At 33.9% G+C, this 18,433-nt stretch carries 14 protein-coding genes, 2 pseudogenes and 1 riboswitch; of the genes and pseudogenes, 11 read left to right on the top strand and 5 right to left on the bottom strand.

The window, feature by feature from the left end; all coding sequences use genetic code 11:
• Nucleotides 1-55: 55 nt before the first annotated feature.
• Nucleotides 56-1,096 (top strand): annotated as a pseudogene (locus JVV30_RS09030) (tyrosine-type recombinase/integrase); the annotation flags it as partial.
• Nucleotides 1,097-1,239: 143 nt separating this feature from the next.
• Nucleotides 1,240-1,932 (top strand): NYN domain-containing protein, encoded by a 693-nt coding sequence (locus JVV30_RS09025; RefSeq protein WP_176747935.1) that lies wholly within the window; start codon nt 1,240-1,242, stop codon nt 1,930-1,932.
• Between the two features lie 109 nt (nt 1,933-2,041).
• Here JVV30_RS09025 and guaA read toward each other — a convergent pair whose 3' ends face one another.
• From guaA to xpt, 4 genes are all read right to left on the bottom strand, one after another.
• Complete coding sequence (gene guaA, locus JVV30_RS09020) at nt 2,042-3,583, bottom strand: glutamine-hydrolyzing GMP synthase (RefSeq protein ID WP_053030254.1); 1,542 nt, start codon at nt 3,581-3,583, stop codon at nt 2,042-2,044.
• A 172-nt stretch (nt 3,584-3,755) separates the two neighbouring features.
• A complete protein-coding gene (guaB, locus tag JVV30_RS09015) occupies nt 3,756-5,222 on the bottom strand; it encodes an IMP dehydrogenase (RefSeq protein ID WP_053030255.1) in 1,467 nt (488 codons plus the stop codon).
• A gap of 39 nt (nt 5,223-5,261) precedes the next feature.
• Complete coding sequence (pbuX, locus tag JVV30_RS09010; RefSeq protein WP_053030256.1) at nt 5,262-6,530, bottom strand: xanthine permease PbuX; 1,269 nt, start codon at nt 6,528-6,530, stop codon at nt 5,262-5,264.
• Nucleotides 6,527-7,108, bottom strand: coding sequence for a xanthine phosphoribosyltransferase (xpt, locus tag JVV30_RS09005; protein ID WP_053030257.1), 582 nt, complete (start codon nt 7,106-7,108; stop codon nt 6,527-6,529). The genes pbuX and xpt overlap by 4 nt, the downstream gene beginning before the upstream one ends.
• A gap of 258 nt (nt 7,109-7,366) precedes the next feature.
• A riboswitch (purine riboswitch) is annotated at nt 7,367-7,469 on the bottom strand.
• Nucleotides 7,470-7,686: 217 nt separating this feature from the next.
• Between xpt and JVV30_RS09000 the strand changes: the two genes are divergently transcribed.
• The 4 genes and pseudogenes from JVV30_RS09000 to JVV30_RS08985 all read left to right on the top strand — a co-directional run bounded on the left by JVV30_RS09000 (nt 7,687) and on the right by JVV30_RS08985 (nt 11,350).
• A complete protein-coding gene (locus JVV30_RS09000) occupies nt 7,687-8,094 on the top strand; it encodes a general stress protein (protein ID WP_053030258.1) in 408 nt (135 codons plus the stop codon).
• A 148-nt stretch (nt 8,095-8,242) separates the two neighbouring features.
• Nucleotides 8,243-8,911 (top strand): hypothetical protein, encoded by a 669-nt coding sequence (locus JVV30_RS08995; protein ID WP_204194021.1) that lies wholly within the window; start codon nt 8,243-8,245, stop codon nt 8,909-8,911.
• A 118-nt stretch (nt 8,912-9,029) separates the two neighbouring features.
• Nucleotides 9,030-9,533 (top strand): annotated as a pseudogene (locus tag JVV30_RS08990) (DNA-binding protein); the annotation flags it as partial.
• 428 nt (nt 9,534-9,961) lie between these two features.
• Nucleotides 9,962-11,350: an L-cystine transporter gene (locus JVV30_RS08985; protein WP_204194019.1), complete on the top strand. Its 1,389-nt coding sequence runs from the start codon at nt 9,962-9,964 to the stop codon at nt 11,348-11,350.
• Nucleotides 11,351-11,439: 89 nt separating this feature from the next.
• Here the strand turns inward: JVV30_RS08985 and JVV30_RS08980 are convergent, their stop codons facing one another.
• Entirely contained in the window at nt 11,440-12,195 is a 756-nt protein-coding gene (locus JVV30_RS08980) for an NADPH-dependent oxidoreductase (RefSeq protein ID WP_070855671.1), read from the bottom strand.
• Nucleotides 12,196-12,352: 157 nt separating this feature from the next.
• On the opposite strand from JVV30_RS08980, the gene JVV30_RS08975 reads away from it, so the two are divergent.
• From JVV30_RS08975 to JVV30_RS08955, 5 genes are all read left to right on the top strand, one after another.
• Nucleotides 12,353-13,132, top strand: coding sequence for a 2-keto-4-pentenoate hydratase (locus JVV30_RS08975; protein WP_070855670.1), 780 nt, complete (start codon nt 12,353-12,355; stop codon nt 13,130-13,132).
• A gap of 438 nt (nt 13,133-13,570) precedes the next feature.
• Entirely contained in the window at nt 13,571-14,140 is a 570-nt protein-coding gene (ahpC, locus tag JVV30_RS08970) for an alkyl hydroperoxide reductase subunit C (protein WP_053030264.1), read from the top strand.
• Nucleotides 14,141-14,154: 14 nt separating this feature from the next.
• Entirely contained in the window at nt 14,155-15,678 is a 1,524-nt protein-coding gene (gene ahpF, locus JVV30_RS08965; protein ID WP_053030265.1) for an alkyl hydroperoxide reductase subunit F, read from the top strand.
• Between the two features lie 184 nt (nt 15,679-15,862).
• Nucleotides 15,863-17,548 carry a hypothetical protein gene (locus JVV30_RS08960; RefSeq protein ID WP_070855669.1) on the top strand — a complete coding sequence of 562 codons (1,686 nt, stop codon included), beginning with the start codon at nt 15,863-15,865 and terminating at the stop codon, nt 17,546-17,548.
• Nucleotides 17,549-17,684: 136 nt separating this feature from the next.
• Nucleotides 17,685-18,311 carry an NDxxF motif lipoprotein gene (locus JVV30_RS08955; RefSeq protein WP_204194017.1) on the top strand — a complete coding sequence of 209 codons (627 nt, stop codon included), beginning with the start codon at nt 17,685-17,687 and terminating at the stop codon, nt 18,309-18,311.
• Nucleotides 18,312-18,433: the final 122 nt, after the last annotated feature.

The following is an 18,433-nucleotide window of genomic DNA, read 5'->3' as shown; positions in this document are numbered from 1 at the left end:
AAATTTAGGGTAGCACGTCTACCCTTTCTATTCTAGGAGATATACTCACATGTGACATGAAAAATTTACTAATAAGCATGGCGAAGTACAATATCGCTATTATGAAAAGTATAAAGATCCACTCACAAATAAATGGCGACATACTAGCGTAGTGCTTGGTAAACAGTCACAAAAAGAGGCTCAAAAACGCTTAAATGAGCGTATAATAGCAAAGTTAAATGACAAGACATCTACTAACCTTAAAACGTTAACTTTTCATGCTGCATGTGATGAGTGGTTAAGTTAATATCTGGATCTAAACAGTCAACTATTACTACTAAAATTTATAAAGTGGCTCACATTAAAAGAAATATAACATCACTGATATATCATACATAGATGATGTTGTAATGCCTAAAAAAGCGCCTACAAGCAAAGAAGTTAAAGGTAAACGTGAGAATTATTTAGAAATGGCTGAAGTTCTAACTATTGTTGAAGAATTAAAGCGTATAGCAAATAAAAAGCATGCTAGTTGTATAAAAAGATCATACTTATTTACTGCTTACATAGTTGAATTTCAAGCATTAAATGGCATGCGTATTGGCGAACTCTTAGCATTTCAACCCGATAATATTGATTTTTAAAATAAGAAACTTGTCATTGATGGCACTATACACTGGCGCAAAGATGGTAACAAAATAGGTTTCAAAGATATCTCAAAAACTGCGTCATCTTATCGTACTACATCTTTAACTACTAGAAGTTGTGATATTTTACGTAAGGTTATGTTAGAAAATAAGGAAGCAGTTCAATGGGAAAACATGTATGTGGATAGGGGCTTTATTTTCACAAGTCATAGAGCACCCCTCTCCCTCTTACATCAATTAATAGAAACATACAAACCGCTACACAAAATATAGGGATAGAAAAGCACGTGACAAGCCACACCATGCGTCATAGCCATATATCATTATTATCTCAACTAGGCGTGTCACTGCGTGCAATAATGGATCGTGTAGGTCATACAGACCCCAAAACTACATTACAGATATACAGCCATGTTACCGAACAGATGGATAAAGACATAATGAATAAATTAGAAATGGTTGGGAGATAAATTGTTGACTCTTATCATTAAAGGTGCTAATATTTATCTACAAATAAGTTAACTCAACCCATGAGAGTAGACACCCCACCATAAGGGGATGAGCGAAATCATGGGTTTTTTGTATGATTTTTTATTATAAGGGGAAATTATTGATGAAAATAGCCGTACTAGTCGATGGAGGATACTATCGAAAAAGAAGTCAAAATGTATTTGGAAAAGTTACAGCAAAAGAAAGAGCAGATGAGTTATATAAATACTGTAATCGACATTTAAAAGAAACACATTTTGGAATAGAAAAATATGCAGACTTATATAGAATTTTTTATTATGATTGTCCGCCTATTGATAAACAAGTGTTCCACCCATTAACACAAACGAATATCGACTTTACTAAAAGCGAAACCAAGCAATCGACCGAAGATTTTTTTAAAGAGATATCAAAAAAACGTAAAGTAGCATTGAGATTAGGAGAGTTAAACGAGGCTACTGTGCATTATAATCTCAAACATACTAGCACTAAAAAATTAATGAAAGGCAGTAAAGAAATAAATGAATTAGACGAGAAGGACTTTGCATTATCATTAGTTCAAAAAGGTGTAGACATGAAAATCGGGTTAGATATTGCCACCTTATCTTATAAAAAGCTAGTAGATAAAATCGTTTTAATTGCAGGAGATAGTGACTTTGTACCTGCTGCAAAGTTAGCGAGAACCGAAGGAATCGACTTCGTACTCGATTCGCTAGGTGCAGACATAAGAGATAGTCTTTCGTTACATATTGATGGGCGTAGGACATGTGACGAAAAATACATAAATAGAAATAGACAATCAAAAAAAGATACATAATAACTACTTTTCCTCACACTTTGCCCTTTTTCTGCCCTTTTTTCTAAATTCAAAGCATAAAAACAACCCTCTAACCATTGTGGTTAAAGGGTTTTATCATTCATATATTCTATTCCCACTCAATAGTGCTTGGTGGCTTAGACGTAATGTCATAGACTACGCGGTTGACGTGATCTACTTCATTTACAATACGGCTTGAGATTTTTTGTAAGACTTCCCAATCAATGCGGGCGAAGTCACTTGTCATACCGTCGATAGATGTTACTGCACGGATACCTACAGTATGGTCATACGTACGATAATCTCCCATTACACCTACAGATTGAATGCCAGGAAGAACTGTGAAGTATTGCCAAATGTCTCTTTCAAGACCTTCTTCACGTACAACCTCACGTAAAATCGCATCTGATTCACGTACAATTTCTAATTTATCTTCTGTAATTTCACCTAACACACGGATACCTAAACCTGGACCTGGGAATGGCTGTCTCCAAACTAAATGTTCAGGAATACCTAATTCAATACCTAAAGCGCGTACTTCGTCTTTGAATAATGTATTGATAGGCTCAATAAGTTCAAATTCCATATCTTCTGGTAATCCACCTACGTTATGGTGCGATTTAATTGTTTGCGCTGTTTTAGTGCCTGATTCAATGACATCAGTATAAAGTGTACCTTGTGCTAAGAAATCAACATCTGTTAATTTAGCCGCTTCATCATCAAACACGTATACAAATTCATTACCAATAATCTTACGCTTTTGTTCTGGATCAGATACACCTTTTAATTTATCCATGAAACGCTCTTGTGCATTCACACGAATAATATTCATGTCGAAACCTTCACCAAATTGTTCCATAACCATGTCCCCTTCGCCTTTACGAAGTAATCCATGGTCAACAAAGATACATGTTAATTGATCGCCAATCGCTTTATGTAATAAGACTGCTACAACTGATGAATCTACACCACCACTCATCGCACATAAGACTTTACGATTGCCAACACGGTTACGAATTTTTTCAATTTCAATTTCAATAAAGTTTTCCATTGTCCATTCGCCCGTACATTCACATACACGACGCACAAAGTTTCTTAATAAATCATTACCGTATTCTGTATGACGTACTTCAGGGTGGAATTGAACACCGTAAATTCGGCGTTCTTTGTCTTCAATTGCTGCATAACTTGTACTTGGACTATCCGCGATAACTTCAAATCCTTCTGGAATTTCAATCACTTTATCAGAATGACTCATCCATACTGTTTGTTCAGATGGTAAACCGAAGAATAAATCATCTGATTTCGCATTAATTATTGCTTTTCCATACTCACGTTCGTTAGCGCGTTCAACTTTTCCGCCTAAAAGTTTCGTCGTCAACTGCATACCATAACAAATACCAAGTACAGGAATACCTAAATTATAAATGTCAGGGTCAATTGTAAATGAACCTTCCTCATAAACTGAGTTTGGACCACCTGAAAGGATGATACCTTTCGGATTCATACGTTTGATTTCTTCAATTGAAATTTCATGATCGTGTAATTCACTGTAGACGCCCATTTCACGAATACGACGTGTAATCAATTGGTTATATTGACTACCAAAGTCTAAGACAAGAATCAACTCTTGCTCTTGAGCCATTTCCATAATTGTGGATCTCCTTTAAATTGAATTTTATGTAAATAATAGAGAGACACTTTCCACATGTATTGCTCCAAGATTATGTTTTAAAGTGAACAAACTCTGAGACAAACATATTTGAATTGAAAAGTGCTCCCCATTCTTTCTAACAAACTGCCATCATCACACTACGTTCATTTTAAAATGAGTAGTTAGGTGATTCTTTAGTAATTTGTACATTATGTGGATGACTTTCTGCTAAACCAGCAGGACCCATACGTGTGAATTGTGCTTCGTCACGTAATGTTTTCAAGTCAGGTGAACCTGTATAACCCATACCAGCTCTTACGCCACCCATAAGTTGGTAAATTGTATCTTGTAATGGACCTTTGTAAGCTGTACGACCTTCAATACCTTCAGGGACAAATTTTCTAGGAGATTTGTCTTCTTGGAAGTAACGGTCATTTGATCCTTTTTCCATTGCGCCTAAAGAACCCATGCCTCGGTACACTTTATACTGTCTACCTTGGAATACTTCAGTGGCACCTGGGCTTTCTTCAGTACCAGCTAATAAGCTTCCTAGCATTACTGCATGTCCACCAGCTGCTAACGCTTTAATAATATCACCAGAGAATTTAATACCGCCATCTGCTATGATTGCTTTTCCAAATTTACGTGCTTCCGTTGCACAATCATAAATCGCTGTAATTTGAGGTACACCTACACCTGCTACGACACGTGTTGTACAAATTGAGCCTGGTCCAATACCAACTTTAACTACGTCAGCACCAGCTTCGAATAATGCACGTGTTGCCTCAGCAGTCGCTACATTACCAGCGATGATAGTAACTTCAGGATATGTTTCTTTCATTTTCTTAACTTCTTGAATCACGCCACTAGAATGACCGTGTGCTGTATCGATAATTAATGCATCTACCCCAGCTTCGACTAATTTTTGAGCGCGAATTTCTGTATCTTTAGATGTCCCAATAGCTGCTGCAGCGAGCAAACGACCATGCGCATCTTTAGCTGCATGAGGGAATTCAAGGACTTTTTCAATATCTTTAATTGTAATTAAACCTTCTAAACGGCCATTTTCCACTAAAGGTAATTTTTCAATTTTATGTTCTTGTAGAATTGTTTCGGCTTCATCCAATGTTGTGCCTACAGGAGCTGTAATTAAGTTTTCTTTAGTCATCACATCAGAAATCTTGATTGAAAAATCTTCTATAAAACGTAAATCACGATTCGTTAAAATACCTACTAATGCTCTTGATTCTTTATCACTCACAATTGGTACACCTGAAATACGGTATTTACCCATCAACGCCTCTGCTTCATATACACTTTCATCAGGTGTTAGATAGAATGGATTTGTGATAACACCGTTTTCTGAACGTTTAACTTTTTGAACTTCTTCAGCTTGTTCTTCGATGCCCATATTTTTATGAATGACACCTAGACCACCTTGACGTGCCATTGCAATTGCCATTTTAGACTCGGTTACTGTATCCATACCAGCTGATATAACTGGAATATTTAATTTAATTCGTTCTGATAATTCAACACTAAGATCCGCATCACTAGGTAACACATCTGATGCTGCTGGAATTAATAAAACATCGTCAAACGTCAAAGATTCTTTAGCAAACTTATTTTCCCACATTGATAATACAGCCTCCATTTTTATATATAGTTACTTCTATTATTTCACATTTTCTTCGCTTTGTTTATACTTTATACCATTAAAAAAGAAATTAAGAATAATTGCGGAAATCGCGCCTAATACAATACCGTTTTGAGTTAGCCATGCAAATTGCTCACCTAAAGCTTTAAACGCTTGTGGTACTGCACTAATACCTGTACCCAATCCTACAGATACAGCAATGATTAATAAATTATTTTGATTCTTAAAATCAATATGACCTAAAATACTAACACCGTAAGCCATCACCATACCAAACATCGCAATCATTGCACCGCCTAATACAGGTAATGGAATGATATTAGCTAAAGCACCTAATTTAGGAATACAACCACAAATGAGTAGTAAAACTACCATACCGTAAATCACTTTATTCTTCTTCGCACCTGATAAAGATACTAACCCAACATTTTGTGAATATGCCGTGTAAGGAAATGAATTAAAGATTGATCCTAATACAATAGCAAGACCTTCCGCAGTGTAACCCTTACGAAAATCTTTCCTTTCTAATTTTTTGCCAGTAATTTCACTTAGCGCATGATATACACCAGTCGATTCTATTAAACTTACGATTGCTACAATCGTAAATACCAGTATTGCACCTAAATCAAAACCGAAACCAGAAAAACGAAATGGTTGAGGAATGCCTAACCAATGGGCTTCTCCCACTTGCTTAATATCTACTAAACCAAGCAGATTGGCCAATATTGTTCCTGCAACCAGTCCGATTAAAATCGCAATGGATTTTAAGAACCCTTTTGTAAATCTTTGCAAGATAAGAATAATGATAAGTGTAACGCCACCTAAAATTAAATTTTTAGGATTTCCATAGTCTTTAGCGCCTTCTCCACCAGCTAAATAGTTCATTGCAACTGGCATTAAATTGATACCAATGATTGTAACCACGCTTCCTGTTACAACAGGTGGAAAGAACTTAACTAAGTAAGAGAAGAATGGTGCAATAATGACAACTAAAATACCTGATATAAATAATGAACCATATAGCACATCCAGACCCTTCGTTTGACCGATTAAAATCATAGGTGCAACTGCAGTAAACGTACATCCTAGTACAATGGGTAAGCCTGTACCTGTTACTTTGTTAGCTTGTAAAAATGTTGCCACACCACACATGAAAACATCCACTGTGACTAAATACGCAATTTGTTCTGGTGTAAACTTTAAACTCGTACCAACGATGATTGGTACTAAGATTGCACCGGCGTACATTGCTAATAAGTGTTGTAAACTTAAAATGAACGTCTTCATTCATTTTCACCTAGTAAAGTCACTTGGTTGCCTTGTAACGAGGCTACTTTACATAATGAAGACACATTTAAACCTGCCTCTTCTAATCTTTGTCTGCCATCTTGGAAACTTTTCTCAACAACAATGCCAATACCAACTGTTTTAGCTTTAGCTTGTTGTGCAATATCATATAATCCTAGTGATGCATCGCCATTTGCTAAGAAATCATCAATGATTAAAACTGTATCATTCTCATCTAGAAATTCTTCTGAGACAATCACTGTACTTGTTTTGTTTTTTGTAAAGGAATGGATATCCGTACTATAAAAACCATCTTTCAACGTACTTGGTTTCGCTTTTTTAGCGAATAAGCATGGGACATCAAAATGTAATGCCGCCATAATAGCTGGAGCAATGCCTGATGCCTCGATTGTTAAAATCTTAGTGACACCTTTATCTTTAAATTGCTCATAAAATGTTTTGCCTACTTCATGCATTAGTTTTGCATCGATTTGATGATTTAAAAAACCATCAACTTTTAATATTTTTTCATCAATTACTACGCCATCTTCTTTGACTTTCTGTCTAAGCGATTCCACGTCAAAACCTCCTAAATTTGTATACAAAAAAAGCCTCAAACTTCACGAGAAAGTTTCAGGATCCATGAGCGAACAGGCAATACATATCATTTTAAGATTTCAAGAAGTCGTAAATTTAAATGTATTCTTCTTTAAACACTTTATAATTTTAAATTTGTTTGATCTCATAGGATGAAGTGAATGAATATACAACCTCCAAAGTGAAACAACCTTATACAGTATTTCTAGATAGTCATTTAAATAAACATCGTCCATTTTATGTATTGATTCTGAACCCATAGTCATGTCGTTTGTGGCAACATGGTAGAAACTTCTAAAGCCATATTCTTTAGATTATATGAGTGATATAAATTATTTTACGATAATAGCAAACTTTTGCTTGATTTTCAATATCATAGAAATGGTTATAAGCCCTTTCACAATAATATTTTGTCGTGTAAGCGTTTAACTAAATATTGCTCAACACTATTTGTAAACACTTCTTAATTAATTATATAATAACTATAGTTGCGTTTTATAACTATTCTTAAGGGTATATTTTTATTAAAAGTAGGACGAAAAGATGGAGGGCGATTAATATGGCAGATTTTACCGTATTAGATAAACAAGATGAGATTTATAACGTTGTACAAAAGAAAAAAGCTGAAGGATATTCAGAAAATGAATTAGTCGTTGTAAGTAAAAGTAAATTACACTTAGATGATTTACATGATTCTCAAGTGACTTTAATTGCCACAAGTGGTTCATTTAGTGATCGCATGTCTAAATTATTAACTGGCGAAGACGGTGAAGAAGCTGTTTTAGCTCGTTATGATTTATCTGAGGATCAAAAAGAAAAATACAAAAAAGAAATCTTAGACGGCAAATTTTTAGTAGTTGCTAACAAAGATAAATCTTCACATGACGAAGTTGAACAAAATAACTCAGCTTACGAAGAAATTGATATCACACATTATGCGAATGAATCTAAAGGTCCAAAATCATAATCACGATTGGATTTAAACTTTGAAGCCGTAAGATGCGCTATAGTAGTGCGTTTATCTTACGGCCTTTTTTCGTCTCATAACGTTTTATTAATGACGTCTTATTATCTAAATATGCTATACTTAAACAAATATTCGTGGGGGTGAGATTATGAAATTTCACGTGATTCAATCAATTAAAGATGCGTATTATGACAAAGCAATCGCTTTTTATAATCAACAACTAGATGTAAATTTTTATGAAGATAGCTATATTATTGAGCGATCCTTAAAAAATAATAAAACAGAAAATGATTATACTTTTCTCGTGGGCATACGAGATGATGAAATCATTAGTTTAGCGACGGCACATTATGAAGCAACAACAAATTCAGCCTTTTTAATACACTTAATTGCGAATAACACTTCAGATTATGAAGATGTCCTCGTTAGCACACTACAAGAAATTGAGCATCAATTAAACCTACTTTCTAATAAGGTGCATGCTCGTGATATTAATTTTGTAATGGTTGAAGTCCCTAAAACAGACCACTCATTACAAGACATTAATCAACAAGCAGTCACTCAACGCCAACAATTATTGCTATCTAATGGCTTTGATAGACAAAGTGAAATTGATTATATACATCCAAATTATTCTAAAATTGAATCGCCTTTTAAAGTAGATCTATTCATTAAATCAAATATAGAATTAACTAAAGATATATACCCAGCAAGTGTGAAATCAAATTATATTTTAAAATATGTATTTGCTAATGGTATTTCACGGGATATTATCTATCCTTTATTAGTAAAAATGAATTTACGCCTACCACACTAGGAACACTTGAAATGAGCGATATAAAGGGTTAAACTAATAGTCGAGGTTAGACTGACGTTTCACTGACAGAAGACAAACGTCAGTGTACATAAATCAATGAACGAAAGGACTTTCAGCTATGTTAACCAAAGAATTCGCTCAGCGTGTCGAACTAAGTGAAAAACAAGTCCGTAAAATAGTCCAACATTTAGAAGAACGTGGCTATCAACTTAGTAAGACTGAATATCGTGGCCGTGAAGCTACTGATTTTAAAGAAGAAGATATTGAACTTTTCCAAGATATCGCTGAAAAAGTAAAACAAACAAATAGTTATGATTTAGCTTTTGAAGAGCTTGAAAAGGAAAAAGACTTTTTACAAGTCATTGTTAAAGAAGACAATGAACAATTACCTGCGGATCAAAGCGCTACGCAATTAGTAGAAGAATTACGTACAGAAATTCAAAAAATGCGTGAAGAACGTCAAATGCTTGGTCAAATGATCAGTCAAGTGCATCAACAACAAACAGAATTAAAAGAACTTCAAAATCAAATCACTGAAAAATTAGATGTTAATAATCAATCATTATTAGCTATTCAAAATGCTCAAGAAGCCATTCAAACGGCTCAAAAAGAGCAATCTGAATACACTAAAAATGATTTAGTTAAAGAAATTAATGATAAAAATCAACAATCTATCGATACATTAAAAGAGGATATTACGACGCAAGCTCAGTCATCTCCTCTTGGTAGACCTAACGATGAAAAGAAAGGTTTCTTTGCACGATTATTTAACTTATAAATCTTTCAAATAAAGCGAACAGTTGTGACACTATCAATTTGTTACAATACTATTAATATAAGGGTGAGACAGCATTCATTTTGAATCCACTGCCTCACCCTTTTTTATATGATTAATAATTTAAAACTTTAAATTATTTTAATTTAATTAGCTATTGCGTCTTTTCAAAAACTTATAATTTATGCTTTTTATTTCAAAGTATTGAAATATAAAATAAATAGTATTATCCTTATAAAGTATGTCGGAATTAGAATATTATAAGGAGATTCATTATGGGGACTTTTTTTACAGCTATTAATATTGTCATTATGATCGTATTCTTAATTGGGTTATTTATAATGGCTAAAAAACACGTCTCATTTCCTAAAAGAGTATTTACCGCATTAGGATTGGGTATCGTGTTTGGAATTGCTTTACATCTCATTTATGGTGCCAACTCTAAAGTACTTGAAACAACTACAGATTGGTTCAGTATTGTAGGAGACGGCTATGTTGCATTACTACAGATGATTGTAATGCCACTGATTTTCATTTCAATCGTATCAGCATTCAGTAAAATACAAATTGGTGATAAATTCGCTAAAATCGGTACTTATATTTTTATGTTTTTAATTGGGACTGTAGCTATTGCTGCTATTGTAGGAATTTTTTATGCCATTGTATTTGGCCTCGATGCCTCAAGCATTGATTTAGGCAGTGCAGAAAATTCAAGAGGCAGCGAAATTAGTAATCAAGCGAAAGATATAACTGCTAATACGTTACCACAACAAATTCTAGAATTATTACCAAGTAATCCATTCTTAGATTTCACTGGTCAGAGAACAACATCTACAATTGCAGTGGTTATCTTTGCAATTTTCGTAGGCTTTGCTTATTTACGTGTGGCTCGCAAACAACCGGAAAGTGGTAGTTTATTAAAACGTGGTATCGATGCAATTTACTCATTGGTCATGTCTATCGTGACATTTGTATTAAGACTCACACCATACGGTATCATTGCGATTATGGCATCAACAATCGCTACAAGTGATTTCCAAGCGATATGGACATTAGGTAAATTTATGATTGCATCATATGCAGCATTAATCACAATGTACATTATCCATTTAATATTATTAGCAATTATGGGTATCAATCCAGTTCGTTACGTTAAGAAAACATTCGAAGTGCTTGTATTCGCATTCACTTCTCGTTCAAGTGCGGGTGCATTACCATTAAACATTCAAACGCAAACGCAACGATTAGGTGTACCAGATGGGATTGCTAATTTCTCAGCATCATTTGGCTTATCCATAGGTCAAAATGGTTGTGCAGGTATTTATCCTGCGATGCTAGCAATCATGGTAGCACCAGTTGCAAACGTAGATATTGATCTACCATTTATACTTACTTTAATTGGCGTTGTTATTATCAGTTCATTTGGTGTAGCTGGTGTCGGTGGTGGTGCAACATTTGCATCTATCCTCGTATTATCAACGTTAAACCTTCCAGTAGCACTTGCAGGGGTACTTATCTCAATCGAACCCATCATCGATATGGGACGTACTGCATTGAACGTTAATGATTCAATATTAGCAGGTACTGGTACAGCTAAGCTGACTGGTAATATGGACAAAGATAAGTTTAACTCAAACGAATATGGAGATTTATCAACAAATTAATTCATATTTTAAAAAGCGTAGCTCAAACGTTACTATGTTTATTTCAAACCATTGTAATCGTTAGCTACGCTTTCTTTATTAAAACTCGATTATTTCTTCATTAATCCTGATTTATTCAATTCTTCTAACATATCTAAACGTGTTTTTCCACTTAAGAACCCAGCGACTTGTTCTGACCATGTTTCTTGGCGTTTTCCATTCGTTCGTTCTTTATAATAGTTACTAACTGTCTCATCATATTTTTGAATTGCTTCTCTTTGTTCTTTCGCATTACTATTATAAACATTTTTATGGAATACATGATCAAGCGGTAAACGTGGCTTAGGTGCACCATTCTCGCCCTCTGCCGGTTCTCCCACAGCCATTCCAAATAATGGAAATGCATATTCAGGTAAATCTAAAATTTCTTTAACACGACCAACATCATTTCGTAGTGAACCTAAATAAACAATACCATAACCCATATCTTCTGCAGCCAAAGCCATATTTTCAGACACTAAAGCCACATCGATTGCACCTACTAACAACCCTTCTGCTGATTCAAAAGAAGTTTGCATGTCAAAATCAACAGTTTCATTGATTAAATTGTGACGATAATAATCTAAAACAAAGACAAATAAATAGCCATTATCCACAACATATGGCTGGCCTGATACTTCTTTTAATTGTTCTTTAATGTTTAGGTCTTCTACACCAATGATTGAGTATGTTTGTAAATAACTAGACGTTGATGCACTCTGACCTGCTTCTACCAACTTTCTAACTGTGTCATCACTTAGCGGTTTATCTTTAAATTGTCTTACTGAATGGTGTTTTTTCATTAAATCGTAAACATAGTCTGTCATTGTATCCACTCCTTCAATCCTATTGACTACATCGTAACAATTTATTTTTTATTTTGCTTTTATAAAGAATTACTTATCTCTCATAAACCATTTGCATGATGGTCATTTTATAGTTATCATAATAGTAACAATTTTCAGATATTTAAGGAGAGATAGCATGAGCCAAGCAAATAAAGAAGTATCAAACGCCTTATTTCAAGCATATATATCAAAGGAACCTATTGAATTTGTAAGTAACACACACACGCTTACTGAACCTGAAGCTTATCAAACACAAGATGATCTTATTCAGCAAATTCAAGCTGAGAAGCAGGTCCCTATCAAAGGTTATAAAGTAAGTATGACAAGTGCTGCAACTCAAGCCATCGCTAATACTAACGAACCAGCTTACGGTACAATTTTATCTCATCAAGTTGTAGAAAATGGTCATGGCGTATCACTCACTACATTATTTGCGCCACTATTAGAACCTGAAATTATTTTTGAATTAACTGCTGACTTACCTGAAGATGCTGACACGCAAACTATATTAGAAAGTGTGAAAATCGCACCAGGAATCGAAATTCCAGATGCACGTTATAAAGATTGGTTCCCTAATTTTACTCTAGGTGACTTGATTTCTGATAATACTGCTACAGGACTCATCGTAGTGGGCGAACGCATCACACCTCTCGATTATGAAGCATTCGCAGTTATTAATTTAAAATTATTCAAAGATAATCAGCAAATTGAAACTGGTCACTCTAGTGAAGTGCTTGGAAACCCTATTGAATCCGTGAAATGGTTAAATAAAAAATTACATTCTCATGGCAAATCTTTAAAAAGAGGACAATTTATTTCTTCTGGAACCTTTATTTCTCCTTTAAATTTAGAAGAAGGTACGTATACTGCTGACTATGACAAAGTAGGATCAGTCACAGTTAAAGTCATTGATTAAACATACGTTCCAACATTATCCTGAGTCTTAAATAAATTATTTATACACCCTATTCATTATTATTGAACGGAACAATGAAATCTTCATACTATATGTGGTTTCTATTCCGTTCTTTTTATATTTATTTTATTTTGCATGATTAAAAATATATGTTTAGTTGAGAATGAAAAAGGTTAATTGATATTCAGAAGAAATGATAACACCTATTTTTCAAATTAAAAACTAAAACTTAATCACTTCTTCATTTTCTTAACGACGTGTTAAAAAACCTGTTCAAACAATGTTAAAACAGCATTTTATCACTTATAAGTGCATTAAGTTGACGAATAAGAAATAGCATGTAATAATAATACTTAAGAAATTAGAATTATTATAAACAAGCAATTATTATTATGTAGTTCTAATTAATATTCACGATAATCAGGAGGAATTTAAGTTATGTCTTTAATCAATAAAGAAATTTTACCATTCACAGCGCAAGCTTATGATCCTAAAAATGACGAATTCAAAGAAGTAAGCCAAGATGATTTAAAAGGTTCTTGGAGTGTCGTATGTTTCTACCCAGCTGACTTCTCATTCGTATGTCCAACTGAATTAGAAGATTTACAAAACCAATATGACAAATTACAAGACTTAGGTGTAAATGTATTCTCAGTATCAACTGATACACATTTCGTACACAAAGCTTGGCATGATCATTCAGATGCTATCAGCAAAATCCAATATCAAATGATTGGTGACCCTTCACAAACAATCACTCGTAACTTCGACGTATTAGACGAAGAACTTGGATTAGCTCAACGTGGTACATTCATTATTGACCCAGACGGCGTTGTTCAAGCAGCTGAAATCAATGCAGATGGTATTGGCCGTGACGCAAGCACATTAGTAAATAAAATCAAAGCCGCTCAATACGTACGTCAACATCCAGGTGAAGTTTGCCCAGCTAAATGGGAAGAAGGTTCTGAATCATTACAACCAGGATTAGACTTAGTAGGTAAAATTTAAGGAGGCATTAAAGAATGCTTAATGCTGATTTAAAACAACAATTACAGCAACTTTTAGGACTTATGGAAGGCGATGTAGAATTCAGAGCAAGTATCGGTTCTGATGATAAATCTAAAGAGCTTAAAGCACTTTTAGACGAAATCGCTGAAATGTCTGAACACATTACAATCGTAGAAAAAGATTTAAAACGTACGCCAAGTTTCTCAGTTAGCAAACCTGATGAAGAAGCTGGTGTCACATTTGCCGGAATTCCTTTAGGTCATGAATTTAATTCACTTGTATTAGCAATTTTACAAGTTAGTGGTCGTGCCCCTAAAGAGAAACAATCTATCATTGATCAAATTAAAGGTTTAGAAGGTAAATACAACTTCGAGACATACGTTAGTTTAACGTGTCAAAAATGTCCTGATGTTGTTCAAGCATTAAACCTAATGAGTGTTGTTAACCCTAATATCACGCATACGATGATTGATGGTTCTGTATTCCGTGAAGAATCAGAAGATATCATGGCTGTTCCTGCAGTATTCTTAGATGGTGAAGAATTTGGCAATGGACGTATGACTATTTCAGATATCTTAACTAAATTAGGCAGTACACAAGACGCTTCTGAATTCGAAGGTAAAGACCCTTACGATGTTTTAATCATCGGTGGTGGCCCAGCTAGTGGTAGTGCAGCCATTTACACTGCTCGTAAAGGACTACGTACTGGTATTATTGCTGACCGTATTGGTGGCCAAGTTAATGATACTGCTGGTATCGAGAACTTTATCACTGTAAAAGAAACAACAGGTTCTCAATTCTCAGCTAATCTCGCAGCACACATTGATGAATATGACATTGATACAATGACAGGCATCCGTGCTACTAATATTGAGAAGACAGATCAAGCCATCCGTGTCACACTTGAAAATGATGCTGTTTTAGAAACTAAGACTGCTATTATTTCAACAGGTGCAAGTTGGCGTAAGCTTAACATTCCTGGTGAAGATCGTTTAATTAATAAAGGGGTTGCTTTCTGCCCTCACTGTGATGGTCCTTTATTCGAAAATAAAGACGTTGCAGTTATCGGTGGAGGAAACTCTGGTGTTGAAGCTGCTATCGACTTAGCAGGAATTGTTAAACATGTTACTTTATTTGAATATTCATCAGAACTTAAAGCAGACACAGTATTACAAGATCGTTTGCGTTCACTATCAAACGTAGACATTCACACGAATGCAAGAACTGCTGAAGTATTAGGTGAAGATCATGTAACTGGTATTAGTTACGAAGATTTAACTACTGGCGAAATGAAAGAATTAAGCTTAGATGGTATCTTCGTACAAATTGGATTAGTACCAAACACACATTGGATTGGTGACGCAGTAGAATTAAATAACCGTGGCGAAATTGTTATTGATCGTAATAACAATACAAACGTTCCAGGTATATTTGCGGCTGGTGACGTTACTGACCAAAAAAATAAACAAATTATTATTTCTATGGGTGCTGGTGCCAATGCGGCATTAAATGCATTCGATTATATCATTAGAAATTAATTACTATTTAAGGATAGGTGTAAGATCTTTATGACCTTGCTTCTTATCCCTATCAATCACTTAACCTATCAAATATCTTCATATATAACAGAGACCCATGTAAGGGTCTCTGTTTTTGTATGACTTTCATATTATCTATGATAATCTAAACTTATACAGATAAATAACATTGGATGTCTTCTTTATGCATGAATCACTATCCCTAATTTCAGAGGAACAAACGAGTAACTTGAAGCAACTTGTAAATCCACCATCTTATTACAGCAAAGCCGATATGTTGTTTGAACTCGCTTCACAACCTAAAACATTAACGCGACTTTACAATGAGATGAGTCAATCTGAGAAAAATTATATTAGTACTTTTTTAAAAAATGGTGAATCACTCATTCTAATTAATAAGAGAAAATTAAAAAAGTTACCTATTTGTTATAAATATGGCATTGTTACATTTGTAAAAGAAGATACGTTTGTCGTAAATAATCTCATACTAACTATGTTGAACGAAGTGGTTTTAAAGAAAAAGTACCCTGATTTTCCACCAAAAACCATCAGAGAAGAAGATTATGTTATGAAACTTCATGGGCAATATACAGCAATTGAAAAGTATAAAAACGTTTCTCTTAAAGAGGAAATGGCTGAATATAATATGGAAAGTCTAAAAGATATTTGTCGTTCTTATAAAATTAAAGGTTTCTCTAATAAGAAAAAAGCCTCAATTATCGATTTAATAAATGACGCTTTCTTCCGAGATTTTTCAATTTTAAAACAGGAATTCGGACGAATGCCCCGTAGAATACTAGATATCTTTGTAGATACATATAAATCTGGTAAAAATGTTAATACGAATTATGACTTCAATGCATTAAATGCATACTTAAGTATGGATTTCCAGGTCTTAGAAAGACATCTATTTATTTTAAGATTTGATATACGTAGCGAAGTTATTATCATACCACAGGATGTTATGAATCATTTTTCACAATATGTGAATGATATTGGTGGGTTAGATAATCTTTTGCCCGATTTACTGACTATTAATAACGACGTCCCCTTCTTAGATGAAGATGACTATATTGATGAAGAATTGAATCTTTTATTCGATGTAAATAGCGATCATATTAACAAACTTATAGATATGGGCGTTGAAAACATCGATGAGCATGATTTAGAAAAATTATTAAGCGATGAAATTCTAGATTCTACATTTACGAATAGTGTTAATAATTTGTTAAAAGAAGCACATGTTGAATATAAAATAAGCGAAATGAAGGATCAAAATAAAAGTGATAAAGAAATTACCTTATTTAGATTTTATACTGCAGCAACAAATTTATATGGTGTCGTGTCACTGCAATTCGTTTCAAAATTATTAAAACGATTATTAAACACATCAAAATCAAGCAATGAAATTAAATTCCATATTCAATCTTTAAATATGCATCACTTCACAGTTATTAAGCAAGGGTATTTAGTCCATCCAGTAATGGCACATTATATTGACCCAACTTATGTTGAATCATTAGATCTTGATTATTATGAACCAAAGACATTAAAAGAGTTACTTTCTTTCGATGTCCATGAATATTATAAAGCGGACAAAGTGATTAAAGAATTTAAAACGTTCATAAAACACTACTTCACTACTGATGATAAAGAAGAGATACACACGGATATGACTATGTTATTCCACGAATTACGTTCATCTTCAGACTTAGATGAAGCGATTATGGCTATTGAAGTTATGATTGCAGGAGATATGCTGTACCCTATTCCCGAGGATAAACTAACCGAGCAAGTAGAACAGGTTTGGACTCATTTAAGACTTTGGTTTGCAAAAGGTAATACAATAGTAGAAATACAAAATATGTAGATGGATAAATGCCACAAATTGTTCATAGATAATTGTGATTTTAAGCACTTAACATTCAATTATTTTTCAATAAATGATAATCTATTACTATGTAAAATTATAGTTGCGTTACTAATAAAGGAGATTTTAGAAACCTATGAAGAAAAGTTTAATAATAGGTCTCTTTTTATCATTATTACTAACATTAAGTGCTTGTGCACCTGAGGAGGATAATGATTCAACAGACCATCATAGTAATGGTGTTAATGCACCTAAAAATGCTAAAGCGTTGAAAGAGAGCGATATTTTCACTTCCGATAAAAAGAATCAAAAACTAACTGAAGATGAAATGAATAAAGCCATTAAAAAATATTTAGATGTAAATAGTGATATTTTAGATAATAAATATGTAATGCAAAGCCAAATTGACCGTCAAAGTACAGGTCAAACACACGTTACGGATGAACAAGCCAAAAAACTTAGCAACTTATCAAATTTGGCCGTTAAAAACGATATACATTTCAAAAATTTCGTAAAAAACAATACGTTACCTTCTGGTTATAAAGAAAATACGGAGCGAATTATTAACTACTTCCACGCCTTAAATAGTACGATTGCGGATGTAGATAAGAGTATTGAGCAACTTAATTATGAACCTCAAAATACAATTAATGTCGTCGATGTGCCTACGCATTATGCAGGTGATGTGAATGGTAAACAACAAGATAAAATCCAAAAATTCCTAGATGATAAAAATATTAAATCTGACGTACTAGATAAATAAAAAACATACTAAGATTGGGGAGTGGGACAGAATTCTTTTGAATTCGTCGTCCACTCCCAGCTTGCTTTGTTTGTAGAATTTCTTTATGAAATTCTCTTTGCTGGGGCCCCGAACCCCAACTT

This window comes from Staphylococcus sp. GDY8P47P (assembly GCF_016892225.1).
Taxonomy (GTDB): domain Bacteria; phylum Bacillota; class Bacilli; order Staphylococcales; family Staphylococcaceae; genus Staphylococcus; species Staphylococcus borealis.
The sequence above is the reverse complement of the archived record's forward strand: the minus strand, read 5'-3'. Positions and strand labels throughout refer to the sequence as shown.